General features: G+C 41.0%; 13 protein-coding genes. 5 read left to right on the top strand and 8 right to left on the bottom strand.

Features of this window, described 5'->3' with window-relative positions:
* Positions 1-158: 158 nt before the first annotated feature.
* Complete coding sequence (gene mfd, locus B3600_RS09405; protein ID WP_115046397.1) at positions 159-3,494, top strand: transcription-repair coupling factor; 3,336 nt, start codon at positions 159-161, stop codon at positions 3,492-3,494.
* A gap of 219 nt (positions 3,495-3,713) precedes the next feature.
* Entirely contained in the window at positions 3,714-4,904 is a 1,191-nt protein-coding gene (locus tag B3600_RS09410) for a trans-sulfuration enzyme family protein (protein WP_286752779.1), read from the top strand.
* 92 nt (positions 4,905-4,996) lie between these two features.
* On the opposite strand, the gene galK is transcribed toward B3600_RS09410, so the two are convergent.
* The 5 genes from galK to B3600_RS09435 all read right to left on the bottom strand — a co-directional run bounded on the left by galK (position 4,997) and on the right by B3600_RS09435 (position 10,519).
* Positions 4,997-6,148 carry a galactokinase gene (gene galK / locus B3600_RS09415; protein ID WP_286752780.1) on the bottom strand — a complete coding sequence of 384 codons (1,152 nt, stop codon included), beginning with the start codon at positions 6,146-6,148 and terminating at the stop codon, positions 4,997-4,999.
* A 1-nt stretch (position 6,149) separates the two neighbouring features.
* Entirely contained in the window at positions 6,150-7,199 is a 1,050-nt protein-coding gene (locus B3600_RS09420; RefSeq protein WP_286752781.1) for a UDP-glucose--hexose-1-phosphate uridylyltransferase, read from the bottom strand.
* Positions 7,200-7,267: 68 nt separating this feature from the next.
* Positions 7,268-8,542, bottom strand: coding sequence for a metallophosphoesterase (locus B3600_RS09425; protein WP_070561399.1), 1,275 nt, complete (start codon positions 8,540-8,542; stop codon positions 7,268-7,270).
* A gap of 12 nt (positions 8,543-8,554) precedes the next feature.
* Entirely contained in the window at positions 8,555-9,589 is a 1,035-nt protein-coding gene (gene hemH / locus B3600_RS09430; RefSeq protein WP_070561401.1) for a ferrochelatase, read from the bottom strand.
* An 81-nt stretch (positions 9,590-9,670) separates the two neighbouring features.
* Positions 9,671-10,519 carry a 4-hydroxy-3-methylbut-2-enyl diphosphate reductase gene (locus tag B3600_RS09435; protein ID WP_070561403.1) on the bottom strand — a complete coding sequence of 283 codons (849 nt, stop codon included), beginning with the start codon at positions 10,517-10,519 and terminating at the stop codon, positions 9,671-9,673.
* A gap of 285 nt (positions 10,520-10,804) precedes the next feature.
* Between B3600_RS09435 and B3600_RS09440 the strand changes: the two genes are divergently transcribed.
* On the top strand, positions 10,805-11,224 hold the full coding sequence (locus tag B3600_RS09440; RefSeq protein WP_046672716.1) for a nucleoside-diphosphate kinase: 420 nt from the start codon (positions 10,805-10,807) through the stop codon (positions 11,222-11,224).
* 139 nt (positions 11,225-11,363) lie between these two features.
* On the opposite strand, the gene ybeY is transcribed toward B3600_RS09440, so the two are convergent.
* On the bottom strand, positions 11,364-11,792 hold the full coding sequence (ybeY, locus tag B3600_RS09445) for an rRNA maturation RNase YbeY (protein WP_070561407.1): 429 nt from the start codon (positions 11,790-11,792) through the stop codon (positions 11,364-11,366).
* Between the two features lie 49 nt (positions 11,793-11,841).
* Positions 11,842-12,255, bottom strand: coding sequence for a Holliday junction resolvase RuvX (gene ruvX / locus B3600_RS09450; protein WP_070561409.1), 414 nt, complete (start codon positions 12,253-12,255; stop codon positions 11,842-11,844).
* Between the two features lie 322 nt (positions 12,256-12,577).
* Between ruvX and def the strand changes: the two genes are divergently transcribed.
* On the top strand, positions 12,578-13,804 hold the full coding sequence (gene def, locus B3600_RS09455) for a peptide deformylase (RefSeq protein WP_286752782.1): 1,227 nt from the start codon (positions 12,578-12,580) through the stop codon (positions 13,802-13,804).
* Positions 13,805-13,927: 123 nt separating this feature from the next.
* Here def and B3600_RS09460 read toward each other — a convergent pair whose 3' ends face one another.
* Positions 13,928-14,917, bottom strand: a complete 990-nt coding sequence (locus tag B3600_RS09460) for an aspartate-semialdehyde dehydrogenase (RefSeq protein ID WP_286752783.1) — start codon at positions 14,915-14,917, stop codon at positions 13,928-13,930.
* Positions 14,918-15,494: 577 nt separating this feature from the next.
* Here B3600_RS09460 and B3600_RS09465 point away from each other — a divergent pair.
* The gene (locus B3600_RS09465; protein ID WP_046671586.1) at positions 15,495-16,442 is read left to right on the top strand and encodes an NAD-dependent epimerase/dehydratase family protein; all 948 of its coding nucleotides are present in this window, start codon (positions 15,495-15,497) and stop codon (positions 16,440-16,442) included.

Consider the following 16,442-nt stretch of genomic DNA (forward strand, 5'->3'; position numbering starts at 1 on the left):
GCCCCTGCACAGATTCATCTATTATAGCTTTTGAGCTTCACAAAGTCATCTCCTTCTTAACGAGCAAGTCAGCTATTTTTTTACCAAAAAATTTAGTACTTCATACCCGATACTTGATACTATTTCGTTAAATTCGCACTTATTCGAAATTTTTGCTCGTGGGAATTCAAGAAATATTAGAAAAATACAGCCAAAGCGAAACTGTTCAGTCGCTTACCAAGGCTTTACAATCCAAAAACCCCAAGATTCAGTTGAAAGGGCTTATTGGTTCTTCGGATGCATTCATAGCCGTATCTTCTTACAACTTACAGGAACGTCCAATGGTCTTTATCTTACCGACTCATGAAGACGCTTCTTATTTTTTAAGTGACCTGGAAAGCCTGTTGGATAAGCAGGTTCTTTTTTTCCCTTCGTCTTACCGCAAAGCATTTGATTTTACGCAAACGGACTCCGCCAATGTATTGCAACGTGCGGAGACATTAAGTTCGCTCAATCATACGTCGGAATTACCGAAAATGGTTGTTACTTATCCAGAGGCTATCGCGGAGAAAGTGATCAACCGCAACGACCTGGATAAAAACACCTTAGAAATAACAGAAAACACGGCGCTAAGTATTGATTTCATCAACGAATTTTTGATCGAATATGATTTCGAACGTGTCGACTTTGTGTATGAACCAGGACAATTTGCGATACGCGGTGGCATTGTAGATATCTTTTCTTTTTCGAATGACCTCCCATACCGTATTGAATTCTTTGGCGATGACATCGAAAGCATACGTACATTTGACATTGAATCCCAGCTGTCTGTCAAAAAAATCCACAAAGTAACCATTGTACCAAATGTTCAAGCGAAATTCCTGACATCCCAACACATTTCTTTATTGGAATATGTAGATCAGGACGCTACAATCTGGATCAAAGACGCTCAATTTACGTTAGATATTGTGAAAGATGGGTTAAAGAAAGCGGAAAAATTATGGGCGGGGTTAACCGATAAGCAGAAAAAGGATAATCCGGAATGGCATAATCCAGCCTATGAATTTACAGACGAGAAAAACCTCAATGCGTTATTTTTTGAGTTTCCCATCATCGAATTCGGCAAACAGTTCTTTTATAAAGCTGAAGCCACGTTCAAGTTCGATATACATCCCCAACCTTCATTCAATAAAGATTTTAATCTCTTAATCCATAATTTCAAAGAGAATGAGAGCCAGCGGATTCAGAATCTGATCTTTTCAGATTCGACCAAACAGGTCGAACGCATCTATACGATTCTGGAAGATCTCGATAAATCAGCCACCTTCATTCCGATTCATAAAGCGTTACGCGAAGGTTTTAGAGACGACAGTTTAAAGTTAGCCTGTTACACGGATCACCAGATATTTGACCGTTATTATAAATATAAACGTAAGAAGGCTTACGAGCGCTCACAGGCAATTACGCTCAAAGATCTACGAGATCTTAAACCGGGCGATTTCATTACACACATTGACCATGGTGTCGGCCGCTACGGAGGTTTGGAGAAAGTAGATGTCAACGGTAAGTCTCAGGAAATGATCCGCTTGATCTATGCGGACAATGATCTTTTGTATGTGAACATCAACTCTTTAAACCGTATTTCCAAATATTCCGGTAAGGAGGGAACTGTTCCCAAAATGAATAAATTGGGTACCGACGCCTGGGACAAACTCAAGAAGACGACCAAGAAAAAAGTCAAGGATATTGCGCGCGACTTGATCATGCTTTATGCCAAACGAAAGGCACAGCATGGAAATGCGTTCTCACCGGATAGCTACCTACAGAATGAGCTGGAGGCCTCCTTTATTTATGAAGATACACCCGATCAAGAAAAGGCTACTGCCGATGTGAAAAAAGATATGGAATCGCCACATCCGATGGACCGATTGATCTGTGGGGATGTAGGCTTCGGAAAAACGGAGGTTGCCATCCGTGCAGCCTTCAAAGCTGTAGCAGACAGTAAACAAGTTGCTGTCCTGGTACCGACGACTATCCTGGCATTACAGCACTACCGGACATTTTCGGAGCGTCTAAAGGGTCTTCCGTGCACGATCGACTATATCAACCGTTTCAAGACAAGCAAACAGATCAAAGATACCTTAGCCAGGCTCGCTGAAGGAAAAATAGACATTATCATTGGTACACACCGCCTTGTTAGCAAAGATGTCAAATTCAAAGATCTCGGCCTGATGATTATCGATGAGGAACAAAAGTTTGGGGTCTCGGTCAAGGAAAAATTGAAAGTCATGCGTGCGAATGTAGACTCGCTAACATTGACAGCAACGCCAATTCCAAGAACATTGCACTTTTCATTGATGGGGGCCCGCGATCTAAGTATCATCTCGACTCCACCACCCAACCGGCAGCCCGTACAGACCGAACTCCATGTTTTCAATGAAACACTAATCGGAGAGGCCGTCAGTTACGAACTTGATCGTGGCGGGCAGGTATTCTTTATCCACAATCGTGTTGCAGATCTACCGCAGCTGGGCAATTTGATTCGCAAGCTGGTTCCCGGAGCACGGGTCGGTGTTGCACACGGCCAACTGGAGGGTGATGAGCTCGAGGATGTGATGCTTAAGTTTATCAATCACGATTTTGATGTCTTAATTGCAACAACGATTATTGAAGCGGGTCTTGATATCCCAAATGCGAATACGATCATTATCAATCACGCCCATATGTTTGGCCTGAGCGACCTGCACCAAATGCGGGGTCGGGTGGGCCGCTCCAATAAGAAAGCTTTTTGTTATCTACTGAGTCCGCCATTGTCGACCTTAACACCGGAAGCCTATAAACGACTTTCTGCAATAGAAGAGTTTTCGGAACTGGGCTCTGGATTTAATGTTGCCATGCGCGATTTAGATATACGTGGCTCGGGAAATCTCTTGGGAGGCGAGCAATCGGGCTTTATTGCCGAGATCGGTTTCGAAATGTATCATAAAATCTTAGACGAAGCTATTCAGGAGCTAAAAGAGGACGAGTTTTCGGCAGTATTCGCGGATGAGAAAGAACGAAAATATGTGTCCTTTACGCAGATTGACACAGACCTTGAGGTATTGATCCCTGATGAATATGTAACCAATATTACAGAACGGTATAATCTGTATACTGAACTCTCCAAATTGGAAAACGAGCAGCAATTGGCAGCCTTTGAAAAAGAACTTGAAGATCGCTTTGGCCCTATCCCACGCGAAGTCTTTGAATTATTCAATACACTCCGTTTACAGTGGTTTGGGAAGACGATCGGGTTTGAAAAAATAGCGTATAAAAAGCATACATTGAAAGGTTATTTTGTCAACAACCCCAAATCCAGCTACTTTGAATCAGATCAATTCGGCCGTGTGCTGTCCTTTGTACAAAGCCATCCCGAGATCAGCAACCTCAAAGAAGTCAAAGGCCAGCTTCGTTTAGCGTTAAACAATGTGAATACCATTGGGTATGCGTTGAGCCTGCTGAAAGAAATGTTGTAAGACGTATTAATGTTGTAAGCCATATTGATGCACCCGATATAAATAAAATCTACATATTGAGTAGATTTTATTTATATTTGAGATACAAGATAAACCGTCTTCGCGCTATTAGCACCAACAATGCTTTCAAACGAGCGAAGGGTTCCTTACGATCAAAGATTCGACAAGATCGAATTATAGACTCTTAAGGTAATACAAGCATCAATCAACATTATTAGCATGGCTACCAATACCGAAACGATACTCGTCCATGAAGGACAGCAATTCAACCAGACATCTGCAGTAACTACGCCAATCTATCAGACATCCACTTACATTGCGGATCCTGATCCAACGGAATACATCAAAGCTGCGACCGAACCGAAACACCCTTATTTTTATCATCGTCATGGCAACCCGACGAATAGCCAAGTAGCCTCCATCCTAGCAAAATTGGAAAAAACGGAGGATGCACTGGTCTTTGCAACAGGTATGGCAGCGATCAGTACAGCCATATTGGCCATCGTTAAATCGGGGGATCACATTGTCGCCCAACATGCACATTATTCCGGAACAGCTATTTTCTTTAAAGAGTTCTTAACAGATTATGGCATCACGGTTACCGCCGTAGACCAGACCGATGTTTCAGCGTTTGGCGAAGCTATTCAGGCAAATACCAAGCTGATTTATATAGAGACTCCATCGAACCCTAATCTCCATATCACAGACCTAAAAGCGATCGGGAAACTCGCCAAACAACATGGGATTCAGAGCATGGTCGATAACACATTTGCCTCCCCTATCAATCAAACACCGACAGATTTTGGAATAGACGTCGTTGTCCACAGTGCCACGAAATACTTAGGTGGACATAGTGACCTCACTGCTGGTATCGTCTGCGGTACGCAGGACTATATCGCCAGCGTATGGAAACGATCCGTCGCTTTGGGCGCATCACTCGCACCGCTTGATTCCTGGTTATTATTACGGGGGTTAAAAACATTAAGTCTACGCGTCGAACAGATCAATACCAATGCGCTGAAGCTGGCAGAGTTTCTGGATCAACATCCAAAAATCAAAAAAGTCAGTTATCCTGGATTACCCAATCATCCACAACATGAGCTCGCAGCCCAACAAATGAGTGGATTTTCGGGTATGATTTGCATCGATATCAATGGTAAAGATGAAGAGGATGCATTTTTAAATGCACAGAAACTCATCAATGGACTGCACATATTTATTAACGCGGCCAGTTTGGGGGGTGTCGAATCGCTTATTGTACACCCTGCGAGTATGTGGGGAGGTCACCATACGAAGGAACAGAAAGAAGCTTCGGGAATCACGCTAGGGATGTTGCGTATCTCTGTTGGTATCGAACATGCCGATGATCTCATCGCCGACTTAAAACAGGCATTGAATCAGCTTGACTAGGACTTATGTGGTAGGTCCTTATCAAAAAAGGCAAAAAAAAGAAGGGGAATAGCACGTGAATGTTATTCCCCTTACTGCACACCTATTTTTTATTAAAGTACGCGGGTACCATCGGCAATCCTGACCTGAATGACCGAAAGTTCTTTATCAAATTTCTCTTTGTATTCTTTTTCAAGTGTTGGCAAAATTGAAGGTAGTACGCCTTCTTTTACGATATTGATTGTACATCCACCGAAACCGCCACCCATCATTCGGGCACCGATCACCTCAGGAAACTGCTTGACGTAATCCACTAGATAATCCAGTTCCGGACAACTGACTTGATACACTTTACTTAATCCCTCATGGCTCTGAAAAATATACTGTCCAAGCTGAACAACATCTCCCGAGCGTAGTGCATCACAGGATTTCTCTACGCGTTCATTCTCACGAACCACAAAGCTTGCTTTCGCATAGATATCGGCATCTTTATCTTTCACCAATTCATCAAGCATCGCTATGGTTACATCGCGCAAGTTCTTTACAGCGGGGTACTTCTCCTGCACCCATGCAGAAGCTTGTTCACATTGTTCACGACGTGTATTGTAAGCTGTGGAAGCTAATGAATGCTTTACGTTTGTATTCAATAATACAACTTCATAACCCTTAAGATCAAGTGGAACATACGCGAAACCCAAGGTGCGGCAATCCAGTTTGATGACATTTTTTTCTTTACCAAAGGCTGAAGCAAACTGATCCATGATACCACACATCACACCAGCATACGTATGTTCGGCCTTTTGAGCAATCTGTGGAATATCGAGTCGTTCGACCTGCAAATCGAACAGTTCGCTGAGTGCTAAGGTAACGGCACATTCAACGGCTGCTGAAGACGATAATCCAGCACCCAGTGGCACATCACCATCAATATACAGGTTGAAGCCACCTAGTGTTGCACCACGTTTCAGGTACTGGTCAACAACCCCCAAAATATAGTTTGGCCAATGTTTCTCAGAAATAGCAATAGCCGCTAGCTTGACCTCATGACGTTCCTTGTAGTCTTCCGCGTAAAGCACAATGTTATCATCCGATCGCTTGCTTACAGCAACATATATTGCTTTGTCAATTGCAGCAGGCAATACAAATCCATCGTTATAATCCGTATGTTCTCCAATGATATTAATCCGGCCGGGTGAAGTAACGACAAGAGGTTCTTCTTGATAGAGTTCTTTAAATTTATTTACAATTGTATCTTTTGTTATCATCTTATTTAGCTTTATAATGTACTGTCGAACAATTTCGCAACTGTTCTGCGGCAACCTCCGGTGTGATATCACGTTGTGGATTCGCTAGCATTTCATAACCAACCATAAACTTTTTAACGGTAGCAGAACGTAACAGTGGTGGATAGAAGTGCATATGCCAGTGCCATTCCGGGTGGTCACCGTCATTTACTGGGGACTGATGCATTCCTGCAGAATAAGGGAAGGATGTTTTGAAGAGATTGTCATAACGCGTCGTCAGCAACTTGAGGATAGCGGCAAAATCCGACTTTTCCTTCTCGTCAAAGCCGGCAATGTTTTGGATAGATCGTTTGCTCACAATCATCGTTTCGTAAGGCCAGGCGGCCCAGAAAGGGACTAGCGAAACAAAAGAATCATTTTCGTCAATAATGCGCTCTTCTTTTCTCAACTCCGCTTTAACATAATCTGACAGGATGGTACGTTGATATTTATTGAAATAGTGCTGTTGCTGAACGCATTCTTTCTGGATTTCTACAGGCAAATGATTTTGTGACCAGATCTGCCCGTGGGGATGCGGATTACTACAGCCCATAATCGCACCTTTATTTTCGAAAATCTGAATGTATTTGATCCAGTCAACCTTCGAAAGTTCGACAAACTCTTTTTGCCAAAGATCGACCACCGATTTGATTGCAGCCTGATCCATTTCGGGTAGTGTAAGATCGTGCCGCGGGGTGAATGCAATTACTTTACAGATTCCTTTTTCGGTTTCGGCGATAAATAATTCATCTTCATTAAATTCCTGCTGGCTTGTATCTTTTAATAAAGCTGAGAAATCGTTCACAAAGACAAAACTTTCTTTATAATCTGGATTGATATCACCATCTGCTCGTTTATTTGTCGGACACAAATAGCATTGGGGATCATATTCCGGTCTATTATCCCGGGGAAGATCTTCTACTTGCCCTTGCCATGGTCTTTTACTACGATGCGGAGACACAAGTACTTTTTCCCCGGTAAGAATATTAACACGTGTGTGGGGAGAGTCCCCAAAGTTTAAAGTTGATTGCATGTTATGTATAACTGGTGTACAGAATACACAATTATAGCTATATTAACTCAAAAGTCAAAGGGGATTTTTTAGGCTTTAAACTTTGGGTCCTGCGCTTTTAGCAATTCGAATATGGTAATTTCAGGCAGAATTCCAACACGTCCTGGATAACCCAAAAAGCCATAGCCGACATTAACATATAATCGTTTGTTCTGTTGCGCACGATAAAGCCCTGCCCATTCCTTATAGATATATTGTACCGGACTCCATTGCAACATCTCGGACCTTACACCAAATTGCATACCATGTGTATGTCCGGCAAACATCACATCCACGTCGGTATCCAATACCTGAGCCCGCCAATGCGACGGATCGTGCGATAACAGCAACTTAACAGGTTGCTCTTCGGTACCCATTAATGCTTTTTTGATATCACCATGTTTCGGAAAACGACCTGTCCCCCAATTCTGGACCCCGACAATACAAAGCTCTTCACCGTCGACCTTAATCTTACGATTTTCATCCATTAAAAGATCCCAGCCCATGATTTTATGCACATCGATAACATCCTGGAGGTTCTTACGCTTTGCAGGAGAATCTTCTTTACCATAATAATAGTCACCATAATCGTGGTTACCTAATGTAGAAAACACACCTAAATCAGATTTCACACGCGCAAAAATATCTTGATAACCACGCATTTCAGAAGCTTGGGCATTCACGATATCACCGGTAAAAAATGTCACATCCGCTTTTTCCTTTAAAAGCATATCAATACCACCGCTGACAGCCTTTTTATTATAGAAAGATCCTGAGTGCACATCTGAAATCTGCGCAATGGTCATTCCATGGAATGCTTTGGGCAAATTTGGCAAATACAAGGGGACTCTCCTTACACGATAGTCGTAGGCTCCTGAAATAATTCCCCAGCTCAAGGGTATCAAGGGTGAGGCACCAACTAGAATACCAGCTTTGGTCAAAAATTCGGATCGGCTAATCCCTTTCACTGGATTCTCTGGTAAAGGGTCTCCGGCATCGTCGACTAAATCCTCAACAGATCTCTTTTTTGCGAACAGACGCTTCAACCATACACCCCCACGTCGGATATCATCAATCAACAAAATCAAAAAGAAAAATATCTTTGACGCCGCTGTCAGAAAAAAGGCGACTAAAATAACCGACCGTACGATTAAAGGAATACTATATTGTGCTGAGATAAAAACGCCCAATAGCAGTAAAACAGAATAAGACCACCAGAGAATGGAAAATACTTTTGTTTTGGGAAATTTAATCTTCGTTGCACGGAGCGCAAAGAAAATATAAAAATCCAATATGAGTAATACACACGCGTTTACTAACAACATCTTTTATCGATTTTAGTTTTTGGCATTAAGCGCCAATTGTTTTAAAGATTCGATCCATTTGGGATCATCATTAAGACTCTCTACCAAACACACTTCCTCCCCCCCTAAATGTTTAAATTCATTAGCATATTCCACGCCAATTTCATCAATGGTCTCGATACAATCCGCCACAAAAGCAGGACTAAAAATTAATAACTTCTTATAACCCTTAGCGGCAAGATCATGCAGTAAATCGGAGGTATAGGGCTGTATCCAGGGTTCTTTACCCAAACGGGATTGAAAGCAGAGCGAATATTGTTCTTTTTTCAACCCGAGCTTGGCAGCTATCGTCCGTGTTGTCGCATAACATTGCGAAAGATAGCAATATGAATTGACTGTCATTTTACAAGAATCACAGCCTGATTCGGGGCATTTAAGCTGACCTGTCGGATCTACTTTTCCAAGCTGCCGCACAGGAAGGCCGTGATAACTAAAGACAAAATGGTCAAAACTTTCCAAATCGTGCCTACGGGCATGATCCGCATAAGTTTCTGCCATTAAGTCGTCCGTACAGAAATTGCTTACGAAACTGATTTCTGGCAGATAATTCCATTTGCGAATAAGCTCCATGACACGATCGATGACCGAACCCGATGTTGCTGAAGCGTACTGTGGAAATAAAGGAATGACACGAATGGACTCCAAAAATAGACCCTCCATATTTTTCAATGCAGCCTCAATCGATGGGTTTTGGTAACGCATCGCTAATTCCACATGGTATTCTTCACCCAACGCTTCTTGAAGCAGATTGCGTTGCAAAATACTGTAGTGCATCAAAGGTGATCCCGTTTCTTTATCCCAAATCGTTTCGTATACTTTTGCCGATTTGGGCGCACGTGTACGTGCAATGATTCCCTTGACCAATAAGGTGCGTTGAAAATAAGGAATATCAATAACTCGCGGATCCATTAGGAACTCCGTTAAATATCTCTTTACATCTGGAGTAGTGGGACTATCAGGTGTACCCAATTGTACTAAAAGAATACCTTTTTTGCCTTTATTGCTCATAGCTTACAAAGCTACGCAAAAAAGAATGCACTCCGGATCTAAACCGCGGAATTATGAAATATCTGTGACGGGTAATTGTGCTTATAATGCTTCTAAACTTGCTTTTACATCTTTCATCAACCACATTGGCGTTGAAGTGGCACCACAGATACCAATACGGTCATTTTCAGCAAAGACTGATGCATCTAATTCAGCAGGATCAGAAATAAAATAACTAGCGGGATTGGCATTCTGACAAACTTCAAACAGCACCTTTCCATTGGAGGATTTCTTACCTGAGACAAAAACGATCTTATCATATTGTCTGGCGAAAGCGCCAAGATCTTCGTATCGATTGGAAACTTGTCGACAAATGGTATCATTAGCTTTCACTTCATACCCTCGCCTGATCAGTTCGTCTTTGATGGCATAAAATTTATCCACGCTTTTTGTTGTCTGGCTGTATAAGGTAAATGAGGCGGGCAATTCGACTTGATCCAATTCGGAAATATCCTGAAAAACTAAGGCTTCATTATTTGTCTGCCCCTGCAAGCCGATCACTTCAGCATGCCCGTGCTTCCCAAAGATTAAAATTTTCTCCTCTTGATCGAACGACGTTTTTATACGGTTCTGTAGTTTGAGCACTACAGGACAAGAGGCATCTATCAAGGTAATGTTATTTTCCAAAGCAACACGATAAGTCTCGGGGGCTTCACCATGAGCACGGATCAATACCTTTTCATTGCTCAAGGTCGGCAGGGCGGCATGATCGATAATGCGTAAGCCTTTTGCTTTCAATCGGGCAACTTCTTCGTCATTATGAACGATATCTCCCAAACAATAAAGATAACCCTCTTCCTCCAAAATTTCCTCTGCCATATCAATAGCGTATACCACTCCAAAGCAAAAGCCTGAATCTTTATCGATGTCTACTGTTAGATTTAATGCCATAATAACACAAAGTTACATATTCGTATTGAACTTAGATCAATTGTTTTTTTACTTTTCTATAAACGGCCAGATACAAAGTTTTGTTACATACAGAGAAAAACATTGGGCTGGGAACAAAAGGAAACATCTATTTCAGTAGAGGCACAAATCCGGGAACAAAAACCAATAATTTAGCGATAAGGGTGACATCAGCTAGTCGGCTTATCAATAATTGTGTCTATATTGAGGCGTAATGATATTGCATATGAAAAGCAATTTATCTAATTTTGCAAAAAAATTAAAATAATGGCAACTAACAGAACTTTTACGATGATCAAACCTGACGCAGTAGCGAACGGTCACATCGGTGCAATCTTGAACGATATCATTGCTGGTGGTTTTAAAATCATTGCAATGAAATACATCCAACTTTCTCAAGAGACAGCAGGTGCATTCTATGCAGTACACAAAGAGCGTCCTTTCTATGGTGAGTTGGTAAACTTTATGACTTCAGGTCCTATCGTTGCTGCAATCCTGGAAAAAGATAATGCTGTTGAGGATTTCCGCACATTGATCGGCGCGACTAATCCTGCTGATGCAGCTGAAGGTACAATCCGTAACAAATATGCTAAATCTATTGATGCAAACGCTATACATGGATCGGATTCAGATGAGAATGCTGCTATTGAAGGAAACTTCTTCTTCTCTCAATTTGAAAGATTCTAGTCGTTAGAAACAACATAAAAAAAGCGTTTTACAAATTGTAAAGCGCTTTTTTTATGTATTGCTTCCTTCTCTCGAGTAAAATAGAATCTTCAGTCGGTTCACCGAACTGTGGGTCCTAATGAATGCACGAAGGAGTATATTAAAAGTTTCTTTTACCGAGATACTCATCCTCCTTGGCGGTCATCTTGGCTTTATCTGCCGGCTTTTTATCCGGATAGCCGCACAGATGCATTACACCATGAATGATCACCCGATGAAGCTCGTCTCGCACATCAACCTTAAATTTTTCGGCATTCTCCTGAATACGTTCCACACTGATAAAAATATCGCCGGCGATGGTGTCCTCATATTCGGAAGAATCAAAAGTAACGATATCAGTATAGGTGTCGTGATTTAAATATTGCTTATTGATTTCAAGCAAGTAAGCATCCGAGCAAAGGATAAAGCTCAATTCGCCCACACGCTTAAATCCTTCGCCTTTGATGGCATCAGCAATCCATTGACGAATCTTTCCCTTTTCTTTTAATTTGAAATCCGTATCCTCGGTAAAAAATAATATGCTCTTCATCCTTCTATTTTTTATTCATTCTTATTTTGACGTATTAGTCGCTGTGTATCTAAAAATTACGGCTATCCATGTAGCTTTGCAAAATAATCGTTGCAGACACCGTGTCAATCAGCCCTTTTTGTTGACGATCCTTCTTTTTTTTGCCACTTTGTGCGATCGCTGCAGAAGCCATTTTAGAAGTAAAACGCTCGTCTATTTCAGCGACAGCAATTGTGGGATAAGTCTTTTTCAGTTTTCGAATAAACCCGACAACATGCTGTGCGGATTCAGAGTCGGTCCCATCCAGTTGCCGTGGCTTGCCTACAACAAAAGTTTCCACCTGTTCTGTCTGTAAATAATCGGCTAAGTATGTCCAGATATCCTGCGGGTGTACCGTCGTCAATGCTGTAGCAATAATTTGCATTGGATCGGTCACCGCAACCCCTATTCGTTTTGTACCGTAATCAAAGGCCATCAATCTCATGGATATATATTTTTCACAAAAATACAAAGTAGTCCTGAGTATTACACAGGAAGATGTAATATTTCAATTGGACACTTCTTTTCAATACATGCCCTTTTCATTTTTGATCTTTTAATTCTGACTTTTTAATCAAAAAAAACTATAACTTTGATAGACTATTTAACAAAAGCAAACTAACTTGCTTTTTGGGGCAATAGATCACCGAATTCAATCCGATCATAGCGGGTCTACCGACTTACCCTATAAGTAAACGGATCAAAATAACAGCAAAAGCAACAGGGCATTTGACTGTGTGAAATCGGGCAAATAAATATGTAAACAAATGAAAAAAACACTCATTGCCAGTTTCCTTTTGGCCTTATGCTTGAATACGCATGCTCAAAGTAAATACGAGCAAAACATTACCGCTCTTCGTGAAGAAAAAGCCGCTGAATTGGCGAAAGAACAATATGGCCCCTTAAAGCCAGATCAAGTAGCTTTTTTGGATTACTTTCCTGTAGACGCCAGCTATAAAGTCAACGCCAAAATTGAGGTGCTGTTTGATGAACCGGTATTCCGGATGCCGACCTACGACGGCACAAGCAACGAATACAAACGTTATGCTATCATAACATTTACGCTTCATGGAAAAGAACATACGTTGAATGTCTACCAAAGTGTTGCATTATTTCAAAATCCTGCATACAAAAAACATTTATTTTTACCATTTTTAGATTTAACAAATGGTCAGGAAAGCTACAGTGGGGGCCGGTATATTGATTTATCCACAGACGACATTAAAGGAAACGATGTTAAGATAGACTTTAACAAAGCCTACAACCCATACTGTGCCTATAGCAACGGGTACCGTTGCCCAGTACCCCCAGTCGAGAACAATTTAGAAACAAAAATTATGGCCGGAGAAAAAGCATTTCATAAGTCAAAGAATGAAAGACCAGTCAATCTTAACGCAGGACAGGAGTTCAGTGCTGCCGACAAGAAAATCATTTTATCAGGAGATGAAAATGCAATTCTTCGCGTATTGCAAACAACAGACGATAAAGATCTGAGAGTTTTAAAAGCGACAAGCAGTGATGTCAAATACAACGACCCATTGATTGAGTCTCTTTCCAAAAGAATGTTCGCGACTGTACGTGATCCCAATCACCCCGGTGTAGGCATCGCAGCGCCACAGATCGGCATCAATAAAAATTTAATCTGGGTACAGCGATTTGACAAACCGGATCAGCCATTTGAATTCTATGTAAATCCTAAAATTCTATGGCGCTCCAAACTGAAGCGCAAAGGTGCAGAAGGCTGTCTTTCTATCCCCAACCGTAAAGAAGATGTATTACGGAGTTATGCGATCCGCCTGCAATACATCAATAAAGAAGGTAAAGTTATCGAAGAAAATATCGAGGGTTTTACTGCTGTTATTTTTCAGCACGAAACGGATCATCTTTTCGGCATTCTATTTCCAGATCGACTGGAAGAGCAAAGCAAAGAAAGCTATGCTCCGTTGAATGACAAGATTGAATTTTCGATCCACCCCACAACATTGACACCATAATTTATAGCCCCGACATCAAGGACCAAATCATAAGTATCTAAATTGTGATTTGCTGATGGAACAAAAAGAGCCCCCATGAACGAATTCATGGGGGCTCAATATTTATTATGGAATCTACTTGAGTTAGATCAATCCTTTTTCAGCCAATAACTCCGCTACCTGAACTGCATTTGTTGCAGCCCCCTTACGTAAGTTATCCGCTACTACCCACATGTTCAGCGTATTTGGCTGAGATTCATCACGACGGATGCGTCCTACAAAAACCTCATCTCTACCGTGTGCATCCTTTGGCATTGGATATTGTAGTGACGCAGGATCGTCAACAACAATACAGCCACTTTGCGCGGCTAAAGCTGCACGTACATCATTCAAATCAAAGTCATTTTCAAATTCGATATTCAATGATTCAGAGTGTCCTCCCATAACAGGAATACGCACTGTCGTTGCAGTTACTTTAATAGAATCATCACGCATGATTTTATTTGTTTCCAAAATCATCTTCATCTCCTCTTTGGTGTATCCATTTTCTTGGAAAACATCAATATGCGGAATCACGTTCAGATCAATCTGATAAGGATAAGCTTTTTCACCATCTTTTCCGGCACGTTCATCCATCAATTGGTTAACGGCCTTAACACCTGTACCTGTTACAGATTGGTAGGTAGAAACGACAACACGTTTGATTTTATATTTATCATGTAATGGCTTTAAAGCCACCACCATTTGTATAGTTGAACAATTCGGGTTTGCAATAATTTTATCTTCAGCAGCTAACACATCACCATTTACTTCTGGAACAACCAACTTTTTCGATGGATCCATACGCCATGCTGAAGAATTGTCGATCACTGTAATTCCAGCTTCTGCAAATTGAGGGGCAAATTCTTTCGAGGTATCACCGCCAGCAGAAAATAACGCAACATCAGGTTTCAAAGCAATAGCCTCAGATGGTGTAACCACCTTATACTTCTTTCCCTTGAATTCAATTTCCTTACCCTTACTACGCTCTGAAGCTACTGGAATTAATTCTGTTACTGGGAAATTTCGCGCCGCCAACACGGTTAGCATCTCAGTACCTACAAGGCCTGTTGCGCCGACTACTGCCACTTTCATTTTTGTCTGTGTTTAAATTGTGTATATTAAAATTGTTATTTGATTTTGTTTTTAGTTGATTCTCGAAGAATGAATTCTTCAAATTTAAAAAATATTCCCCAATTCCACTATTAAAATAACAAAATATTAAGCGCTTAGCTAAAAATGTCACAACATTTAGCATTTTCCCGCCTAAATTGCTAAAATGGAATCGTTAAGTTCTTTGATTCATGCTATAAAATTAGAATTAAAGCAATTCAAAAAAAATAAAAATTTTCACCGCTTATTCAAAAAAAAAGAACAAACGATTGAAACAGTTTAAAATCTCATAAAAACAGTCCCAAGAGTCTAAAAATTAACATTTTTTCCCGACTTCCTAAAAGACCACAAAGTTGATAGATACTGAAAAGCCTTTATATTTGCATCATAAACCGCCATGGTTGAAATTTCATTTTTCATTACATGATGAAACGTAAATTATGTCAGGCTAGATCCTATCATATCGATAGGAAGAAACGAGCGAAGCGATTCATTTATATTTTTGAGCATAAACACTCATTATAGTGAAAGCAGGAGCTTCATAAAATAAAACTTACAAATGAAAGAAAGCATTATTATCATTGGTGCAAATGGCCAGATCGGCACAGAATTAGCTATCGCCTTGCGCAAAAAATTTGGTGCAGAGAATGTTGTAACCACTGACATTAGAGAACCACAGATTAAAAGCCCTGACGAAAATTTCGAAATCGCTAATGTCCTTGACAAAAATGGACTCGAGACATTATTTCAACAATATAAACCTACTCAAGTATATCTATTAGCTGCCATGCTTTCAGCTACAGGTGAAAAATACCCTGAGAAGGCTTGGGAATTGAACATGAATGGTCTGTTGAATGTGCTTGATCTAGCCGTGAGCTATAAAGTTTCAAAGATATTTTGGCCAAGCTCGATTGCTGTTTTTGGACCGCATTCTCCGAAAACAAATACCGAACAATATTGCGTAATGGATCCGAACACAATTTATGGCATCAGCAAGCTTGCAGGTGAGCGCCTTATAGAATGGTATCAAGAACACCGTGGTCTGGATATTCGCAGTGTCCGTTATCCAGGTATCATTTCTTGGAAAACAGAACCAGGGGGTGGTACAACGGATTATGCAGTCGATATTTTTTATGAAGCATTGAAAACCGGGACTTACGCCTGCTTCTTATCTGAAAACACGGCCTTACCAATGCTCTATATGGAGGATGCCATCCGTGGTACACTCGAATTAATGGATGCACCCAAAGAAAGCCTAAGCATTCGCCACAGCTATAACCTTGGTGGAATTACGTTTACTCCAAAAGAACTTGCGCAAGAAATTAAAAAAATTCTTCCTAATTTTGCAATCTCTTACATCGAGAACGATCCAAGACAACAGATTGCCGATTCATGGCCTGCTAGTCTAGACGATTCTTATGCAAGAAAAGACTGGAACTGGACGCCGGAATTTGACATCCAGAAGATGACAGTCGACATGATTGAAAATCTTAAAAACAAAATATAA

This window comes from Sphingobacterium sp. UBA2480, assembly GCF_002341965.1.
Taxonomy (GTDB): domain Bacteria; phylum Bacteroidota; class Bacteroidia; order Sphingobacteriales; family Sphingobacteriaceae; genus Sphingobacterium; species Sphingobacterium multivorum.